This is a genomic window from Roseateles sp. (assembly GCF_036486225.1).
Taxonomy (GTDB): Bacteria; Pseudomonadota; Gammaproteobacteria; order Burkholderiales; family Burkholderiaceae_C; genus Roseateles.
Window position 1 is genome coordinate 24833 of the sequence record NZ_DASVNZ010000053.1, and the last position, 16175, is coordinate 41007.

Consider the following 16175-nt stretch of genomic DNA (forward strand, 5'->3'; position numbering starts at 1 on the left):
CCCCGGGCGCCGCGACATGAGTACCCTCACCTCCCCTTCCCGTCCCCCTTCCGGCCCTCCCTCCTCGGGGGGATCCCGCAGCCTCACCGTGCAGCGCGTGCTGCTGTGGGCCGTGCTGCTGGTGTTCGCCTTCTTCTTCCTGCTGCCGCTGTACGTGATGGTCAGCACCTCGCTCAAGGGCATGGACGAGGTGCGCAACGGCACGCTGCTGTCGGTGCCGCTGGCGCCCTCGCTGGACGCCTGGTCCAAGGCCTGGAACAGCGCCTGCACCGGCACCGACTGCGGCGGGCTGAAGCCCTTCTTCATGAACTCGGTGCTGATGGTCGTGCCGGCGGTGCTGATCTCCACGGCGCTGGGCGCGATCAACGGCTACGTGCTGACCAAGTGGCGCTTCCGTGGCAGCGAGCTGCTGTTCGGGCTGCTGCTGTTCGGCGTGTTCATGCCGATGCAGGTCGTGCTGCTGCCGATGAGCCAGGTGCTGGGCACGCTGGGCATCGCGAGCTCGGTGTGGGGCCTGATCCTGGTCCACATCCTGGCCGGCATGCCGTCCACCACGCTGTTCTTCCGCAACTACTACGCCGGCCTGCCCGACGAACTGATCAAGGCCGCGACGCTGGACGGCGCCTCCTTCTTCCAGATCTTCTGGCGCATCGTGGTGCCGCTGTCGACGCCCATCCTGGTGGTGACGCTGATCTGGCAGTTCACCTCGATCTGGAACGACTTCCTGTACGGGGTGGTGTTCTCCGGGGCCGACAGCAAGCCGATCACGGTCGGGCTGAACAACCTGGCCAACACGTCCAGCTCGGTCAAGGAATACAACGTGGACATGGCCGCGGCGCTGATCGCCGCACTGCCGACGCTCGTGGTCTACGTGGTCGCGGGCAAGTATTTCGTGCGCGGGCTGACCGCCGGCGCCGTCAAGGGTTAAGAGGAGTCAAGCATGGGCGCGCTCGCCATTTCTCAAGTCCGCAAGAGCTACGGATCGGCCGACATCCTCAAGGGCATCGACCTGTCGATCGACGCCGGCGAGTTCCTGATCCTGGTCGGCCCGTCGGGCTGCGGCAAGTCGACGCTGCTGGCGATGATTGCCGGGCTGGAGCACCCGACCTCGGGCAGCATCCACATCGGCGACCGGGACGTCACCTACCTGCCGAGCAAGGACCGCGACATCGCGATGGTGTTCCAGAGCTACGCGCTCTATCCGAACATGAACGTCGCGCAGAACATCGCCTTCGGGCTGGAGATGCGCAAGGTGCCGAAGGCGCAGCGCGACACCACGGTACAGCGCGTCGCGAAGATGCTGCAGATCGACCACCTGCTGGACCGCAAGCCGGGCCAGCTGTCGGGCGGCCAGCGTCAGCGCGTGGCGATGGGGCGCGCGCTGGCGCGCGATCCGAAGCTGTTCCTGTTCGACGAGCCGCTGTCCAACCTGGATGCGAAGCTGCGCATCGAGATGCGGGCCGAGATCAAGCTGCTGCATCAGCGCACCAAGACCACGACGGTCTACGTCACCCACGACCAGGTCGAGGCGATGACGCTGGGCGACCGCATCGCGGTGATGCGCGACGGTCTGGTGCAGCAGTTCGGCACGCCGGAGGAGATCTACACCCGGCCGGCCAACCGCTTCGTGGCCGAGTTCATCGGCTCGCCGACGATGAACTTCGTCAGCGCCGAGCGCAACGGCGGCGGCGCGCTCGCCGCGCAAGGCGTGACGCTGCCAGTGAACGCGGCGCAGCAGGCCTCGATCGATGCGGCGGGCGGCGTGCTCTACGGCGTGCGGCCGGAACACATCCGGCTGGCCGAGACGACGGACAGCAGTGCGGGCGGCATGCCCGGCGTGCTGAAGATGAGCGAGCCGACCGGCCCCGAGACCTACCTGCTGGTGGACACGCCGAGCGGTCCGATGACGGCGCGTGTCTCGGGCAACCCTCACCTCAATGTCGGTGACGCGGTTCGCCTGCAATGGGCGGCGGAGTCGGCCCACCTGTTCGACGCGAAGGACGAGCGCCGCCTCGCGTGATCCCGTGGGTGGGACCGGAAGGCCTCACCCGCAGCCAGATCGTCTGCGCCGCGAGCACCGCGGCCAGCACCAGGGCGATCCAGGCGGAGCCGTCGGAACCGACCATCGGCGAGGCGGTCTGCTTCACGTAGACACCGACCAGGCCCCACACCGCGGCGCCGGCATAACCGAGCGCCGCGGGGCCGGTGCCCGGTGCGTGCAATCGCGCGTTCGCGACCAGCAGCAACAAGGCGGCCAAGGCCCACAGCACCAGGGTCCAGGGCAACTGGTCCTGCGTCGGCAGCACCTGCGCCGCGACGACGGTCTGCGCGGTGTCCAGGAAGGCGGCCAGCGACAGCCACCCCGTGTGCAAGGCCAGCGGGAACACGGCGAGCCAGGACTGCGCGCCGCGCGGCATTGCGCGCGCCACCAGCATCAAGGCCCACAGCAGGCTGGCCAGCGCGGCCCAGATGACGGCGAGCGCCAGCCCGAACCACTGCTGGGAGAACACGATCATCCAGCTCGCGGTCAGCGTGAAGCCGACGATGACCAGCCAGTGGCAGCGGTGCGAGTCGCGGTGGCCCTCGCGGTCCGGGACCGGTTGACCGCGCAGCAGCCAGGTGGCGAAGACCAGGTCGAGCAAAAAGATCACCCCCCAGATCGAGAAGGCGTAGCCGTCGGCGACGAGCAGCGTCGGAAAGCGGTCGGAGATCGCGCCGTTGTCGGGCCCGAAGACGCCGCGCTGGGAGGCCCAGGCCACCAGGGGCATGGCCAGCGCGCTGAAGATGACGAGGATCTGGAGCATGGGATCGAAGAGTGCAAAGCAAGTCTGCTCCGATCCCGGCAAGCCACATGCCCCCTGACCAAAGGCCCTCCTGCGAAGACCGCAGCCCTCACCCCCCGCCCTCTCCCGCGCTGCGGGAGAGGGAGCCCGATTGGCGCCCTTCTTACTCCCTCTCCCGCTTGCGGGAGAGGGTCGGGGTGAGGGCCAGCGGCGGGGGCAGTACAGAGGCTGGCGGCGCACGACGGATCACTGTTGATGCATACAGCTATGATCGCGGCCATGTGCCCCGATGCCCTTGCCGACGTGCGGAACGACGTCTTCGCCGACCTCAACCCCGAGCAGCGCTCGGCGGTGGAGCACGGCCTTGGCGACGCCGCTCAGGACGGCCACGGCCCGCTGCTGGTGATCGCCGGCGCGGGGTCGGGCAAGACCAAGACACTGGCCTCGCGCGTGGCGAGGCTCATCCAATCCGGCGCGGATCCTCAGCGGCTGCTGCTGCTGACCTTCTCGCGCCGCGCCGCCGGCGAGATGGAGCGCCGCGCGGGACGTGTGCTGCATCGCGCGTTGGGTCTGGCCTCGACGCAGGCGCCGCCGCGCTTCCCCTGGGCCGGCACCTTCCACAGCGTCGGCGCGCGCCTGCTGCGCGAGTACGCGCATCGCATCGGCCTCGCGCCGAACTTCACCATCCTCGACCGCGCCGACGCGGAGGACCTGATGGGGCTGCAGCGCCAGGCGCTCGGCCTGGCCGAGACCACCGAGCGTTTTCCGCTGAAGGGCACCTGCCTCAACATTTACTCGCGCGTCGTCAACAGCGAGGCGCGACTGGACCAGGTGCTGCAGGAGCACTTCCCGTGGTGCTTCCCGGTCCATGACGAACTCAAGCGCCTGTTCAAGGCCTACGTCGAGGAGAAGCAGCATCAGCAGCTGCTCGACTACGACGACCTGCTGCTCTACTGGTCGGAGCTGATGGGCGACGACACGCTGGCCGCGGAGCTGGGCGAGCGTTTCCAGCATGTGCTGGTCGACGAGTACCAGGACACCAACCGGCTGCAGGCGACGATCCTGAAGCGGCTCAAGCCGCGCGGCGACCGGCTGACGGTGGTCGGGGACGACGCGCAGGCGATCTACTCGTTCCGCGCGGCGGAGGTCCGCAACATCCTGGAGTTCCCGGCGCAGTTCGACCCGCCCGCGCGCGTGGTCGCGCTGGAGCGCAACTACCGTTCGACGCAGCCCATCCTGGACGCCTCCAACGCCGTGATCGCCATGGCACGCGAGCGTCACGAGAAGCGCCTGTGGACCGACAAGGCCTCGAGCGAGCTGCCGCATCTGGTGACCGTCGACGACGAGGCACGGCAGGCGCAATGGGTCGCGGACAAGGTGCTGGAGCGCCGCGAGCAGGGCCTGAAGCTGACGCGCCAGGCGGTGCTGTTCCGGACCTCGAGCCACGCGGCGCCGCTGGAGTTGGAACTGACGCGACGCAACATCCCCTTCGTCAAGTTCGGTGGGCTGAAATTCCTCGAAAGCACGCATGTGAAGGACGTGCTGAGCGTGCTGCGATGGGCCGAGAACCCGCGCGGTCGGCTGGCGGGCTTCCGCGTGGCGCAACTGCTGCCGGGCTTCGGCCCGGCGAGCGCGAGACGGCTGCTCGACGCGATGTCGCCGGTCGCCGATCCGGCGCAGGCCCTGCGCGACTTCGAGCCGCCGCGCGCCGCCGCCGCGTCGTGGGCCGCCTTGCGCGACCTGATGCTGCAGCTGATCTCGGGGTCGATCTGGCCGATGGATCTCGAAGAGGCGGTGCAGTGGTACGCGCCGCATCTGGAGCGGCTGTATGACGACGCACCGGTGAGACTGTCCGACCTGGAGCAGATCACGCGCATCGCGCAGGGCTACGGGTCGCGGGAGCGTTTCCTGACCGAGCTGACGCTGGACCCGCCGGACGCGAGCAGCGACGAGTCGGGCGTGCCGCTGAAAGACGAGGACTACCTGATCCTGTCGACGATCCACTCGGCCAAGGGCCAGGAGTGGAACGCGGTGTACCTGCTGAACTGCGTGGACGGCTGCATGCCGTCGGACCTGAGCACTGGCGCGCAGGCGCAGATCGAGGAGGAGCGCCGGCTGCTCTACGTCGCGATGACGCGGGCGAAGGACCACCTGGCGGTGATGGTGCCGCAGCGCTTCTACGTGACACAGCAGACGCGCAACGGCGACCGCCACCTCTACGCGAGCGTGTCGCGTTTCCTGCCCGGCAAGGTGGTGCGCCACTTCGAGAAGATGGGCCCCGCCAACCAGACGCAGGCGCCGCTGCCGGAGCTCGTGAAGCCGGCGATGGACGTCGCCGCGAAGCTGCGTAAGGCCTGGGACTGAACTCCCCCATCGGGGCGGGCTGAATCCCCCGTCGCGATCGATTCAATCCCTCATTGGTGCGCACGCTTCGCGTTCGTGGCGGAGCTGCAACTGGGTGGATGGCGAGACGCCGGAGCGCTCATAGCATGAAGGCATGCAGTCTCCCGCCCTTGCCAAAGCGGCTGCCGCACTCCTTGCGGCCTGCCCGCCCAGCCTGATCCCGCAGTGGATCCAGGACGTCAACACATTCGTCGGTCTGATCGGATTCGCGATCACGATCGTTGTCTGGTGGCAGGTGAGGAGCGTGCGACTGTCGTTCCAAGCGAAGGCGCGATTGCCCGGCCTGGCTGACGAAATAGGCGCTTCACGCAAGGAGCTCGACAAGGCATCGAAAGCGGCCGACACCACGCGTCAGGATCTGCACCAGATGTTCGGCGACGTCGCCACGCTGCTTGCCACGGCCCGGGACCTGATGCCGAGCCGCTCCCGATCCCCCGTCAACGAAGCGATCGTTGCCGTGAATGCCGCCCGCATCCAGCTTGACAGTACACCGCGTTGCCATGCGGTCGACCTGGGAAAGACATTGGGCGCACTCAAGGCTGCAGAGACCGGCGTCTTCCAAACCTCTCTTGCACTGGACTGGAAATGATCCATTACGCAGACGACATGACTCGGGCGTTTGTCGCCACCCTGCAGACCCTGACCGAGGCGAACGCCATCGAATGGCGGATCGTGGAGCCACCTTCTCCTCTCCCGGGCATCCAACCATCGCAGCCGTGGCATTTCATGGCGGTGCACAAGGGAATCGAGCTCGCGCTCTACCGTGAAAGGCCGATATCCCCTCCCGCCCCGAGGTTCGGAAACACCGACAACTTCTTGTACGTGCTCGCTATCCAGGACTGCCTCGGGCGCGAAATTTGGCAGGCGCGGCACGTTTCGTACGCCGTCGAGCGCCTCTTCGATCTGGTACATGACAAGGTGATCAAGATCGACGTCATCCTCTCTGATGTCATCGATCCTGCCACCCTTGCCTCATTCGAGCGGGACCGGAAACTGAGGATCCAGGATCTGATCGACGGCGATGGCCTGATCGGATGGTTCCGCCGTCAGCGACGTGCATTGAGGGAGCGTTTCGCCTGGACCGACGCAGGATCGCGCACGCTGAGCTCGTGAGAGGGCATGCCACTCACGCGCGTAACGCACGTTACGGCAAGCCCGGACGGCGGTCCGTCGCGAAGAACTTAAACTTCGCGACGGTCAAACCCTGACCCCGTGCTTTCCGGAAGATCTCCGGACAAGTTCCCGGCCCACCTCCCGGACCCAGCCCGCCAGCCCAGCCCGACCGCCGTGACGATCCGCGACACCGTTCTCCGCACCCTCTCCCACACCAACTGGAAGCTCGCGCTGCCGGCGCTGATCCTCACCTGCGGCTGCCTGATCGTGGAAGCCGCCAGCGACGATCCCGAGGTCGTCGTCCCGACGACGGCCCCGACGACCGCCGCGATCAGCCCCAACGGCGTCCTGACGCCGGCGCCGGCCGGCGCCTCCGCGCCGGCGCCGACGACCCCGGCAGCCTCTTCACCCCTGATCGCCAAGTCGCCCGGCACGGTCGTCGCCCCGACGCCATCCGACGAGCCGCTGATGAAGCTGCCCGTCAATGCCCGCCACATGCTGGTGGTCGATGACACCGGCCGCGTGCTGATGTCCAAGGAACCGGACACCGTCGTGCCCATCGCCTCGCTGACCAAGCTGATGACGGCGATGGTGGTGCTGGACGCGAAGCAGGACATGAACGAGGAGATCAAGATCGATGACGCCGACGTCGACCGCCTCAAGCACAGCAAGTCGCGCGTGCGCGTCGGCGCCACGATGAGCCGCGAGGCGGCGCTGGAACTGGCGCTGATCTCGTCCGAGAACCGCGCCGCGTCCGCGCTGGCCCGCCACTTCCCCGGCGGCATGCCGGCCTATGAAGCGGCCGTGGTCGCCAAGATCCGCGCGCTGGGCCTGTCGCACACGGCGCTGGCCGACCCGACGGGCCTGTCGCCCAGCAACACCTCGACGGCCGCCGAGGTCGCCCGCATCGCCGCCGCCGCGGCGAAGTACCCCGTGATCGCGCGCATCAGCAGCGACAAGTCCAGCGCCGTCGAGGTCAACGGCCGTCCGCGCGAGCTGCGCAACACCAACCACCTGGTCGGCGCCAAGGGCTGGGACATCCGCCTGTCCAAGACCGGCTACACCGAGGAAGCCGGGCGCTGCCTGGCCATGCGGATGAAGAGCGGCGGCCAGACCATCACGGTCATCCTGCTCGACGCCGACGGCTCCGCACAGCGCCTGCGCGACGCGGCGTCGATCCGCAAGTCGCTGGCGAAGATCGCCGCGGCCTGACCCCCTCGTTGAGCTGGTAATCCCCCTCGCGGGGGACGCGAGCAGGTTCTTTGAGGCTGATCAAACAACCCTCGGATTCGGCATTCGCGCCACGCCATTGCTGGTCGATCACTCCTAGCATCTGCGGCTCCTCTCACCGCATGTCTGGAGTCGACGCATGCTTCCCGATACCGCACAGACCACCAACGTCACCTTGCTGCCGCAGCAACCGCCGCAACCGCAACCGCAACAGCAACAGCAACAGCAATCCAACTTCGCCCTCGTCGTGCACCGGCTCGATGATCACTCTGAAAAACTCGAGAAGCTCGATGCAAAGATCGAGAAGCTCGATGCAAGGCTCGATGAGAAGATCGAGAAGCTCGATGCAAAGCTCGATGAAAAGATCGAGAAGCTCGACGCGAAGGTGGATGCGCTTCGCAATGACATGCACGCTCACTTCGAGAAGTTCCAAAAGGACGTGAAGGCCGACATGCGCGAAGTCGTGAACGCTGCGATGGCTCCCATCAACGAGCGCTTCAACACGATGGACGAGCGGATCAAGCACGCTGCCACTGCGGCCGACAACAAGCTGCTCCGCTGGTGCGCCGGTTCTGCGGCCGGCTCTTCGAGCCTCGCCTACCTGGTGTCACGGCTGCTGTCATGACAGCGCCCCGGAGGGAGCATCGTTCGCGACTCCCTCCGTCACCCGCAGTAGGCCCCGTCCTACCCGCCCCATGAGCCACCGGAGCTACTGTCGAGCCATATCGGCAGACCGGGTCCCGCCCTCATGGTTCACTCCTCCTCCCCTGCGACGGACCTGCCGCCGTCCGCCCCGCCTTCCGCGCCGCCCGTTGCGCCCAAGAAGGCGAAACGACGCCGCCCGCCGCGCCTGTCCGCCGCCGCCTGGCGCCAGTTCATGCAGATCGCCCGGCCCTACTGGCTCGGCGACCAGCGCAAGGCCGCCTGGGGGCTGCTGGTCCTGATGCTCGTGCTGATGCTGTGCGAGACGCAGCTCGCCGTCATGCTCAACGACAAGACCGGCGAGATGACCTCCGCGCTCGCCGAGCGCAACCACACGCGCTTCTGGCTCGCCGTGCGCGACAGCCTCATCGTCCTGGGCTTCGCAGTGCCGGTGTACGCCTTCTACTACTACATGCGCGACGCCTTCTCCAACCACTGGCGGCGCTGGCTCACCGGCCGCTTCCTCGACGGCTACCTGGACGGGCGCAAGTACTACGAGATCGGCGCCGGCACCTCCGGCGGCGGCGCCGAGATCGACAACCCCGACCAGCGCATCTCCGAGGACATCAACACCTTCACCGGCCGCTCCACCCACTTCGGGCTGCTGATGATCGGCTCCCTGATGCAGCTGGTGGCCTTCTGCGCGGTGCTGTGGTCGCTGTCCAAGCTGCTGGTGGCCTTCCTCGTCGTCTACGCCACCGTGGGCACCTTCCTCGCGCTCTACGTTTTCGGCTCGCCGCTGATCCAGCTCAACTTCTGGCAGCTGCGCCGCGAAGCCGACTTCCGCTTCGGACTCATGCGGCTGCGCGAGAACGCCGAATCCATCGCCTTCTACCGCGGCGAGCCGCAGGAACGCGCCCACATCGAGAGCCGCTTCGACTCGGTCTACCAGAACTACTGGAAGCTGATCCGCAAGCAGCGCGCGCTCAACCTCTTCCAGCGCGGCTTCAGCCAGCTGACGCTGGTCGTGCCCGCGGTGATCCTGGCCGAGCGGGTGCTGTCGGGCGACCTCGAGGTGGGCGCCGCCGTGCAGGCCGCCGGCGCCTTCGCCGCGGTGCTGACCGCCGTCTCGCTGATCGTCGACAACTTCGAGAGCCTGAGCCGCTTCGTCGCCGGCATCGACCGCCTGCACGCGCTCTCCGAGGTCATGCACAAGCGCAAGCCCCGCGACGAACGCGCCCGCGAGAACATCGCGACGAAACACGCCGCACAGCTCGCGCTGCGCGCGTTGACGCTCTACACGCCGCAGTTCGACCGGCTGCTGGTCGAGAAGCTCGACGTCGCGCTCCAGCCCGGCGAGAGCCTGCTGATCACCGGCGTCAGCGGTTGCGGCAAGAGCTCGCTGCTGCGCGCGATCGCCGGCCTGTGGCGCTGCGGCGAAGGCACGATCGAGCATCCGCCGCTGGAGGACGTGTTCTTCCTCCCGCAGCGCCCCTACCTGCAGCCGGGCACGCTGCGCAGCCAGATGATCTATCCGGACACGTCGACCGAACTCGACGACGACGCGCTGCGTGCCATCCTCGACGAGGTCTGCCTGCCCGAACTCGCCGACCGCGTCGGCGGGCTGGACGCCTCGCAGGACTGGGAGAAGCTGCTGTCCATGGGCGAGCAGCAGCGCCTGGCCTTCGCGCGCGTGCTGGTGCGCACGCCGAAGATGGTCATCCTCGACGAAGCCACCAGCGCGCTGGACAGCTGCAACGAACGCCGCCTCTACGAGCGCCTGTGCCGCGACGGCGTCACGCTGGTGAGCATCGCCCACCGCCACGCCGTGCTGCAGCATCACACGCACGTGCTGCGCCTGACCGGCGGCGGCGCGTGGCAGCTGCATCCCGCCGAGGGCTACGACTTCGACGCGGTGGAGGCCGAGGCCGAAGCCGCGCGGGAAGCCGCGCTGGAAACGGCGATTGAAGCGAAGCTGGCCGACGGCGCAAGGACCGGCCCGGTCGCCAGGCCGAGCGAGAAGGAGACGTCATGAGCACCTGGACCAACGAGGTCATCGAGACCGTGCGCTCCGAGTTCTCCGACGTGCCCGACGTCGCGCAGATCACCCGCATCGCCGTGCGCCTGCTGCTGGCGGCGCTGCTGGGCGGCATCCTCGGCTACGAGCGCGAACACCACGGCAAGGCCGCGGGCATCCGCACGCACATGCTGGTGTCGCTGGGCGCCGCGCTGTTCGTGCTGGTGCCTCAGCAAGGCGGCATGGCGCTCGCCGACATGAGCCGGGTGCTGCAGGGCGTCATCGCCGGCATCGGCTTCCTCGGCGCGGGCGCCATCCTCAAGCTCAAGGACGAGGAGCAGGTCCACGGCCTGACCACCGCCGCCAGCATCTGGATGACCGCCGCCATCGGCATCGCCTGCGGCCTGGGCCGCGAGGCCACGGCCGTCTTCAGCATGCTGCTGGCGCTGTTGATCCTGGCGGTGCTGCCGCTGTTCACCCGGCCGCATCCCCGGCAGGACGAGGACCGGAAGGCGGATGTCCCGCGGGGCCGCCAGCAAGAGGACGGTGACCGGGAGCGCTCAGCCTGACCGCATGCGCCACCGGGCGCGGGCGTTTCGTCAACGCGGTACCGAGTTTGGTGCTCAGCTTCATCCGGTTGTTGATGGCCCAGCCGCTGGCATCCAGGATGGGACCGAGGCTGCGCTGACGCAGCTTGAGCCAGGCGATCAGCATGCTCGGCCCGGAGATCGACAGCACGATGCCCAGCACCGCCAGCGGGATCCACCAGCCGAGGTCCACGAAGCGGCCGAACACGCCGACGATGACCGTGCTGATGCTGCCGAGCGCGACCCCGATCGCCGCGACGGTGCCGACGTCGACGCGTCGTCCGGGGACGCCGAGTCCGGGCAGACCCGCCGCACCGGTGCCCGTCGTTCCGGCGGCGCCCAAGGCACCTGGGGCGCCCACGGGCACGGTCGGCGCGACCGCGGCGGCCGTGGCGGGCTGGTCCGCCGTCGCGATGCGCCCCGCAAGATGGCCCATGCGTCCCTGCTGGGTTGAGTCGCTCGCTGCGGCGCGCTTGGCCACCTGGTCCTCGACCAGCCGCACCAGCTTCTTGTACGGCGACAGGAAGGCCTGGCCGACGCTGATCGGGTTCTCGATCACCTTGACGATGCGCGCGTCCCAGTCGTGGCCGTCGCGGTCGTAGAAGAGCCCGTTGCGACCGACGAAGAGGAAATCGACATCGCCCGCGCTGACCACCGCGACGATGGTGCGCTTCTGGTTCAGGCGCACGCACTCGCAGTAGGCGAGGTAGGCCTTCGCGAGGCCCGCCACCGGCGCGTGCCGCGCGGGATCGGCGACGTCCACGGTCAACTCGCACGCGCGGCCGTCGACGAACAGCGTGCCGGCCTGGAACACCGCGCCGCGGCCCTCGTAGAAATCCTCGAAGGACACGAAGTTGCGCGCCAGTCGCAGCAGGCCGCGCTGGAGCAGCAACAGCTTCTCCAGATCGTTCAGCGCGGCATGGCGCGGCGCGGCGGCGCGGTCGTCCTCCACCTGCTTCAGCAGACGCGCGCGCACCTCGTCGAGATGTCCGCCCGGTTGCGCCGCGGCCAGCGCGGCCACGACGTCCACACCGATTGCGGCGACCGGCCCGGACGGCTGACGCCGCAGCCACTCCCGACAGGCTCGCACCTCGTCCTTCAACGCCAGCCAGTCGCGCTCGTCGAGGCTGTCGCCGAAGTCGGCCGACAAGGCCTGCTCGCGCAAGGTGGCGAGCGCGCCGCGCCAGGCGGGATTGGCGCGATCGTCCAGGGGCAGCGCCGCGCCCGGCGAGACCGGTGCGATGGGCATCTGCCTGAGCACGCCGGCTTCCAGCGACAGCAGTCCGGTCGCATGCGCCTTCAGCTGCTCGGGATCGGTCGCGTTGAGCGTCGCCGCAGCGGACAGGTCGTAGCTCGCGAGCCGGCAGCGCGCGAAGAAGTCCTCGACCTTGTCGTGCACCGCCTGCACCGCCATCGCCGCGGCGCGACGTCCCGCGCAGCCGGCCTCGGCCTCGCCCTCGCGGTGCCAGGCGAGCAGCGCGGACGCCTGCTCGAAGAAAGCCTTGATCCGGGTCTCGTCGATGCCGGGCTCGCCGCCCGCGTCGGCGACGGTGCCCATCGCCTCGCCGATGCGCTGCGCGAGGGCGCGATCCCCGGCATCCTCCATCCCCGCCACCGGCACGATGCCGTCGCCGTTGTGCCGCTCGGCGGCCAGGTGGGACTGACGCTCGCGGATCTCGTCCAGACCGATGTCGGCGAGCGCCGCATGTCCCGTCACGGCCAGCGTGCGCTGAAGCTCCTCCGCCAGCGCGCGGCCCTCGTCGGTGTCGGCCAACGAATCGGGCGACAGCCGCGCATCGCCGCGCAGCAGCGGCTGCCAGTCCTTGAGCCGCGCGCCCGCCCATTCGCAGGCGGCGATCAGCTCGGGCGCACGGATGCGGCCGTCGCGATCGAGGTCGATCAGGTCGAGGGTGCGCTCGTCGAATTCAAGACCGCGGGTGGGACAGGCCAGCGCGACCCAGCGTTTCTGGTCGAGGTCGCGGAGGTTCAAGAGGTCGTCTGCGGTGTCGATGCGCGCCTGGTCCGCACCGCCCGCCCGGAAGAATCGCCAGGGATGTGTCATTGGGTACCAGGCGGCAAGCGACGTGCCGGATCGTCCCTCCCATCCGCGACTCGGGCATGACAGTTGCCGCTCCTTGCGCTAGGGTCGACGAACCGGCGGCGACCCGGAGCTCAGCATGGATCTCGATACCGTCTCCTACGTCTTCCAGAGCCTGGACGGCACGTTCACGATCAAGCCGCGACTGTCGCGGCGCTGGCGCGTGAAACACGACAGCATGCCGTGGGGGGATTCCTTCGCCTCGGCGGAGGAGGCCGCCCAGGCGCTGTCCGTGCGCTTCGCCGTGCCCGCCGACCTGAATGAGTGGACGGAGATCGGCGACTTCCACACCGACGTGGGTGGGTTCCACCTCTGAGTCGGGGCCGGGGGCGCGCGGTCGCTGCGCAGGCTCATGCCGGCCTTGCTGCGGGTGCGGGCCAGACCGCCCCGCCACCGACCGCATGACAGCGCGACCCTTGCGGCAAACCGGACTGCGTCGTGCCGGTGAACGCACCGAAAGCGGGCAGGATCATCAATCCCTCGGATTCGGCGAAACACGGCAGCCGGTGACGCTCGTGCGCGCGGCCGTGCAAGGTCGTCGCCGGATGCAGATGCCCGGCCAGCACGTAGGCATCGTCAACGCGGCGCGGATGGTGACAGGCCGCGAACGGCCCCATCGCATGGGGCTCGTCGACGATCTCGAAGCGCAGCGACGGCGGCGGATCGCCCGCGCGGCTGTCATGGTTGCCGCGGATCAGCAGGCAGGCGACGTCCGCGTGCCGCTCGCGCCAGACGTGCGCAGGATCCAGCACCAGCGGCTGCTGCGCCGCGGCGGCATGCAGGAAGTCGCCGAGCACCACGAGTCGCGCCGCGCGCCGCTCGTCCATCAAGGCGCTCAGGCGATCGAGGTTGTCGCGCGTCGTGCCCGACGGCACCGGTTGGCCCAGCGCGCGGAAACTCGCCGCCTTGCCCAGGTGCACGTCGGCGACGAAGACCGTGCATGTCGCGGGCCACCACAGCGCGCGCTCGGGCAGCAGCCAGACGCGCTCGCCGGCGAGCGTCATCGCCAGCGCGCCCGGCGGTTGATCGTTGTCCGTGGTCGCCGCCGTCATCGCCGTCATCGTCTCCTGCGCCCACCGGCCTCGCGCCCCCTGGCGGGCGCCTCGCCGCGCGTCTCCAGCGCGAGCGACTCCTGCACCGCCTCGACGGCGAACTGCGGCGAGTCCTTCTTCGCGAATACCGCCAGCGCGCGCTCCGCGGGTTCGCGCGCGGTGCCGACCGCGTCGCCGCCGGCACTGCGCTCCAGCTCCGACACCATGCGCGCGATGCGGTCGCCGAGCGACTCGTTGCTAAGCTTCTCGCGGAAGCGCTCCACCATCAACGGGAAGGCCAGCGGCGTCGGTCTCTTCAGCGCGTGGATCTGGAGCGTCTGCCGTCCCATGCGTTCCAGCGCCGACGCGAGATGGCGCACGTCGAGCTCCTGCGTCAGCAGCTCCTGCTCGGCCTGAGCAAGCAGGCGGTTGCCCGGATCGTGCTGCTGGAACACCTCGAAGAACAGCGTCGCCGAGGCCTGCAGCTGCCGGTTGCTGCGGCGCTCGCCGGGGTGGCTCTGGAAGATCAGGCCGGCGATGCGCGCGATCTCGCGGAAGCGCCGCCGCGCGAGCTCGGTCGCGTTCAGGCTGGCGAGCACTTCGCGCAGCAGTTCCTCCATCGGCGGCAGCGTCAGCAGCGCGGGCAGGCGCTCGGCCCAGTCGATCGGCTTGGCGCTGAGCAGCTCGATGCCGTAGTCGTTCAGCGCGATCGAGAAGGTGCCGGTCTCCGGCTGCGCCGCGCGCCACGCGATCAGGCCGGCCAGGCCCAGATGCACCTGCCGCCCGGCAAAGGGATGGAGGAAGAGATGCCAGCCCTCGCGCGACTTGAGCGTCTCCGCCAGCAGCACGTCCGGGCCCGGCACGCCGGACCAGCGCCGCTGGATGTCGATCAGCGGCTTCACGCACTGCATCTCGGGCGAGTCGAAGCGGCCGGCGTCGGCCTCGGCGAGCTCGCGCAACACGGCGTCGGCCAGCGTGCTCGACAACGGCATGCGGCCGCCGTTCCAGCGCGGCAGGGCGGCGCGCCCGGCCGTCGCACGCCGCACCAGCGCCGTCATCTGCTCGACGCGTACCAGCTCCAGCAACCGGCCGCTGAACATGAACGCGTCGCCGGGCTTCAGGCGCGCGATGAAGCTCTCCTCCACGCTGCCCAGCTTGCCGCCGCTCAGGTACTGCACGCTGATCGACGCGTCGCTGACGATGGTGCCGATGTTGACGCGGTGTCGCCGCGCGAGCCGCGCGTCGGGCACGCGCCAGACGCCCTCGCCCTCGCCCTCGCCCTCTCCGTCGGGCACGACGCGGTGGTAGTCCGGGTAGGCCGTCAGCGACGGACCGCCCTGGCGGACGAAGTCCAGGCACCACTGCCACTGGTCCGCGTTGAGGTCCTCGTAGGCGACGGTGCCGCGCACCTCGGCGAGCAGCTCGTCAGGCCGGAAACCGCCGCCCAGCGCCACGGTGACCAGGTGCTGGACCAGCACGTCCAGCGGCGCGCGCGGACTGTGCCGAGCCTCGATGCGACCGGCACGGACGGCCTCGCGCGCGGCGGCGGCTTCGACCAGTTCCAGGCTGTGCGTCGGCACCAGCGTGATCCGCGACGGCCGGCCCGGCGCGTGGCCGGAACGGCCCGCGCGCTGCACCAGCCGCGCGACGCCCTTGGCCGAGCCGATCTGCAGCACGCGGTCCACCGGCAGGAAGTCCACGCCCAGGTCGAGGCTGGAGGTGCAGACGGCGGCTTTCACGCGGCCTTCCTTCAGACCGAGCTCGACCCACTCGCGCACCTCGCGGTCCAGCGAGCCGTGATGCAGCGCCAGCACGCCGGCCCAGTCGGGCCGCGCCTCGAGCAGCGCGCGGTACCAGCGCTCGGCCTGCGAGCGCATGTTGGTGAAGACCAGGCAGCTTTCGCTGGCCTCGATCGCCTCGACCACCTGCGGCAGCATGCGCAGGCCCATGTGGCCGGCCCAGGCGAAACGCTCGGCGGTCTCGGGCAGCAGCGTGTCGATGACCAGCGTCTTGTCGGTTTCGCCCTGCACCAGTACCGCACCGGCGTCGGTGTTGTCGGCGTGGTCTGCCGCGGTGCCCTGCAAGGTCCGCATGGCCTCGTCGAGATTGCCCAGCGTCGCCGAAAGCCCCCAGGTCATCAGCGCACTGCCACGGCCGCTGGCCCTCACCCCTGCCCTCTCCCGCAAGCGGGAGAGGGAGTCAGAAGGGAGTGAGTCTGACGCCGTCATCTGCTTGCGGGAAATGCTGTCTTCAGCAGCGCTCGGTGCATTC

14 protein-coding genes are annotated in these 16175 nt (G+C 69.2%); 10 read left to right on the forward strand and 4 right to left on the reverse strand.

Translation table 11 applies throughout. The features are described 5' to 3' along the window. Positions 1–16: 16 nt before the first annotated feature. Both VF536_RS04295 and VF536_RS04300 read left to right on the forward strand, forming a co-directional pair. Positions 17–928, forward strand: coding sequence for a carbohydrate ABC transporter permease (locus VF536_RS04295; RefSeq protein ID WP_331613560.1), 912 nt, complete (start codon positions 17–19; stop codon positions 926–928). Between the two features lie 12 nt (positions 929–940). After that, positions 941–2020 carry an ABC transporter ATP-binding protein gene (locus VF536_RS04300; RefSeq protein WP_331613561.1) on the forward strand — a complete coding sequence of 360 codons (1080 nt, stop codon included), beginning with the start codon at positions 941–943 and terminating at the stop codon, positions 2018–2020. Here the strand turns inward: VF536_RS04300 and VF536_RS04305 are convergent. Further along, positions 1935–2804 (reverse strand): hypothetical protein, encoded by an 870-nt coding sequence (locus VF536_RS04305; RefSeq protein WP_331613562.1) that lies wholly within the window; start codon positions 2802–2804, stop codon positions 1935–1937. The genes VF536_RS04300 and VF536_RS04305 overlap by 86 nt on opposite strands. 258 nt (positions 2805–3062) lie before the next feature. Here VF536_RS04305 and VF536_RS04310 point away from each other — a divergent pair, with 258 nt between their 5' ends. From VF536_RS04310 to VF536_RS04340, 7 genes are all read left to right on the forward strand, one after another. After that, the gene (locus VF536_RS04310) at positions 3063–5147 is read left to right on the forward strand and encodes an ATP-dependent helicase (protein ID WP_331613563.1); all 2085 of its coding nucleotides are present in this window, start codon (positions 3063–3065) and stop codon (positions 5145–5147) included. A gap of 133 nt (positions 5148–5280) precedes the next feature. After that, positions 5281–5775 carry a hypothetical protein gene (locus tag VF536_RS04315; RefSeq protein ID WP_331613565.1) on the forward strand — a complete coding sequence of 165 codons (495 nt, stop codon included), beginning with the start codon at positions 5281–5283 and terminating at the stop codon, positions 5773–5775. After that, positions 5772–6299 (forward strand): hypothetical protein, encoded by a 528-nt coding sequence (locus VF536_RS04320; protein ID WP_331613566.1) that lies wholly within the window; start codon positions 5772–5774, stop codon positions 6297–6299. The genes VF536_RS04315 and VF536_RS04320 overlap by 4 nt, the downstream gene beginning before the upstream one ends. A gap of 174 nt (positions 6300–6473) precedes the next feature. Beyond that, the gene (locus VF536_RS04325; protein WP_331613568.1) at positions 6474–7511 is read left to right on the forward strand and encodes a serine hydrolase; all 1038 of its coding nucleotides are present in this window, start codon (positions 6474–6476) and stop codon (positions 7509–7511) included. 157 nt (positions 7512–7668) lie between these two features. Beyond that, positions 7669–8154, forward strand: coding sequence for a hypothetical protein (locus VF536_RS04330; RefSeq protein WP_331613569.1), 486 nt, complete (start codon positions 7669–7671; stop codon positions 8152–8154). A 123-nt stretch (positions 8155–8277) separates the two neighbouring features. Continuing rightward, positions 8278–10206 carry an ABC transporter ATP-binding protein/permease gene (locus tag VF536_RS04335; protein ID WP_331613570.1) on the forward strand — a complete coding sequence of 643 codons (1929 nt, stop codon included), beginning with the start codon at positions 8278–8280 and terminating at the stop codon, positions 10204–10206. After that, positions 10203–10757 (forward strand): MgtC/SapB family protein, encoded by a 555-nt coding sequence (locus VF536_RS04340; RefSeq protein WP_331613571.1) that lies wholly within the window; start codon positions 10203–10205, stop codon positions 10755–10757. Before VF536_RS04335 ends, VF536_RS04340 begins: the two co-directional genes overlap by 4 nt. Here VF536_RS04340 and VF536_RS04345 read toward each other — a convergent pair. After that, a complete protein-coding gene (locus tag VF536_RS04345; RefSeq protein ID WP_331613572.1) occupies positions 10663–12765 on the reverse strand; it encodes a hypothetical protein in 2103 nt (700 codons plus the stop codon). The two genes, VF536_RS04340 and VF536_RS04345, sit on opposite strands and share 95 nt — an antisense overlap. A 187-nt stretch (positions 12766–12952) precedes the next feature. Between VF536_RS04345 and VF536_RS04350 the strand changes: the two genes are divergently transcribed. After that, entirely contained in the window at positions 12953–13189 is a 237-nt protein-coding gene (locus tag VF536_RS04350) for a hypothetical protein (RefSeq protein ID WP_331613573.1), read from the forward strand. Positions 13190–13223: 34 nt separating this feature from the next. On the opposite strand, the gene pdeM is transcribed toward VF536_RS04350, so the two are convergent. After that, positions 13224–13934, reverse strand: coding sequence for a ligase-associated DNA damage response endonuclease PdeM (gene pdeM, locus VF536_RS04355; RefSeq protein ID WP_331613574.1), 711 nt, complete (start codon positions 13932–13934; stop codon positions 13224–13226). Further along, a complete protein-coding gene (locus tag VF536_RS04360; RefSeq protein WP_414710278.1) occupies positions 13931–16042 on the reverse strand; it encodes a helicase-related protein in 2112 nt (703 codons plus the stop codon). The genes pdeM and VF536_RS04360 overlap by 4 nt, the downstream gene beginning before the upstream one ends. Between the last annotated feature and the right edge of the window lie 133 nt (positions 16043–16175).

Excerpts from the sequence above, each read along its gene's own strand:
- VF536_RS04320 (WP_331613566.1), top strand. The coding sequence starts at position 5,772 with ATGATCCATTACGCAGACGACATGACTCGGGCGTTTGTCGCCACCCTG.
- VF536_RS04340 (WP_331613571.1), top strand. The coding sequence starts at position 10,203 with ATGAGCACCTGGACCAACGAGGTCATCGAGACCGTGCGCTCCGAGTTC.
- VF536_RS04315 (WP_331613565.1), top strand. The coding sequence starts at position 5,281 with ATGCAGTCTCCCGCCCTTGCCAAAGCGGCTGCCGCACTCCTTGCGGCC.
- VF536_RS04330 (WP_331613569.1), top strand. The coding sequence starts at position 7,669 with ATGCTTCCCGATACCGCACAGACCACCAACGTCACCTTGCTGCCGCAG.
- VF536_RS04335 (WP_331613570.1), top strand. The coding sequence starts at position 8,278 with ATGGTTCACTCCTCCTCCCCTGCGACGGACCTGCCGCCGTCCGCCCCG.
- VF536_RS04360 (WP_414710278.1), bottom strand. The coding sequence starts at position 16,042 with ATGACCTGGGGGCTTTCGGCGACGCTGGGCAATCTCGACGAGGCCATG.
- VF536_RS04295 (WP_331613560.1), top strand. The coding sequence starts at position 17 with ATGAGTACCCTCACCTCCCCTTCCCGTCCCCCTTCCGGCCCTCCCTCC.
- VF536_RS04350 (WP_331613573.1), top strand. The coding sequence starts at position 12,953 with ATGGATCTCGATACCGTCTCCTACGTCTTCCAGAGCCTGGACGGCACG.
- VF536_RS04305 (WP_331613562.1), bottom strand. The coding sequence starts at position 2,804 with ATGCTCCAGATCCTCGTCATCTTCAGCGCGCTGGCCATGCCCCTGGTG.
- pdeM (WP_331613574.1), bottom strand. The coding sequence starts at position 13,934 with ATGACGGCGATGACGGCGGCGACCACGGACAACGATCAACCGCCGGGC.
- VF536_RS04310 (WP_331613563.1), top strand. The coding sequence starts at position 3,063 with ATGTGCCCCGATGCCCTTGCCGACGTGCGGAACGACGTCTTCGCCGAC.
- VF536_RS04300 (WP_331613561.1), top strand. The coding sequence starts at position 941 with ATGGGCGCGCTCGCCATTTCTCAAGTCCGCAAGAGCTACGGATCGGCC.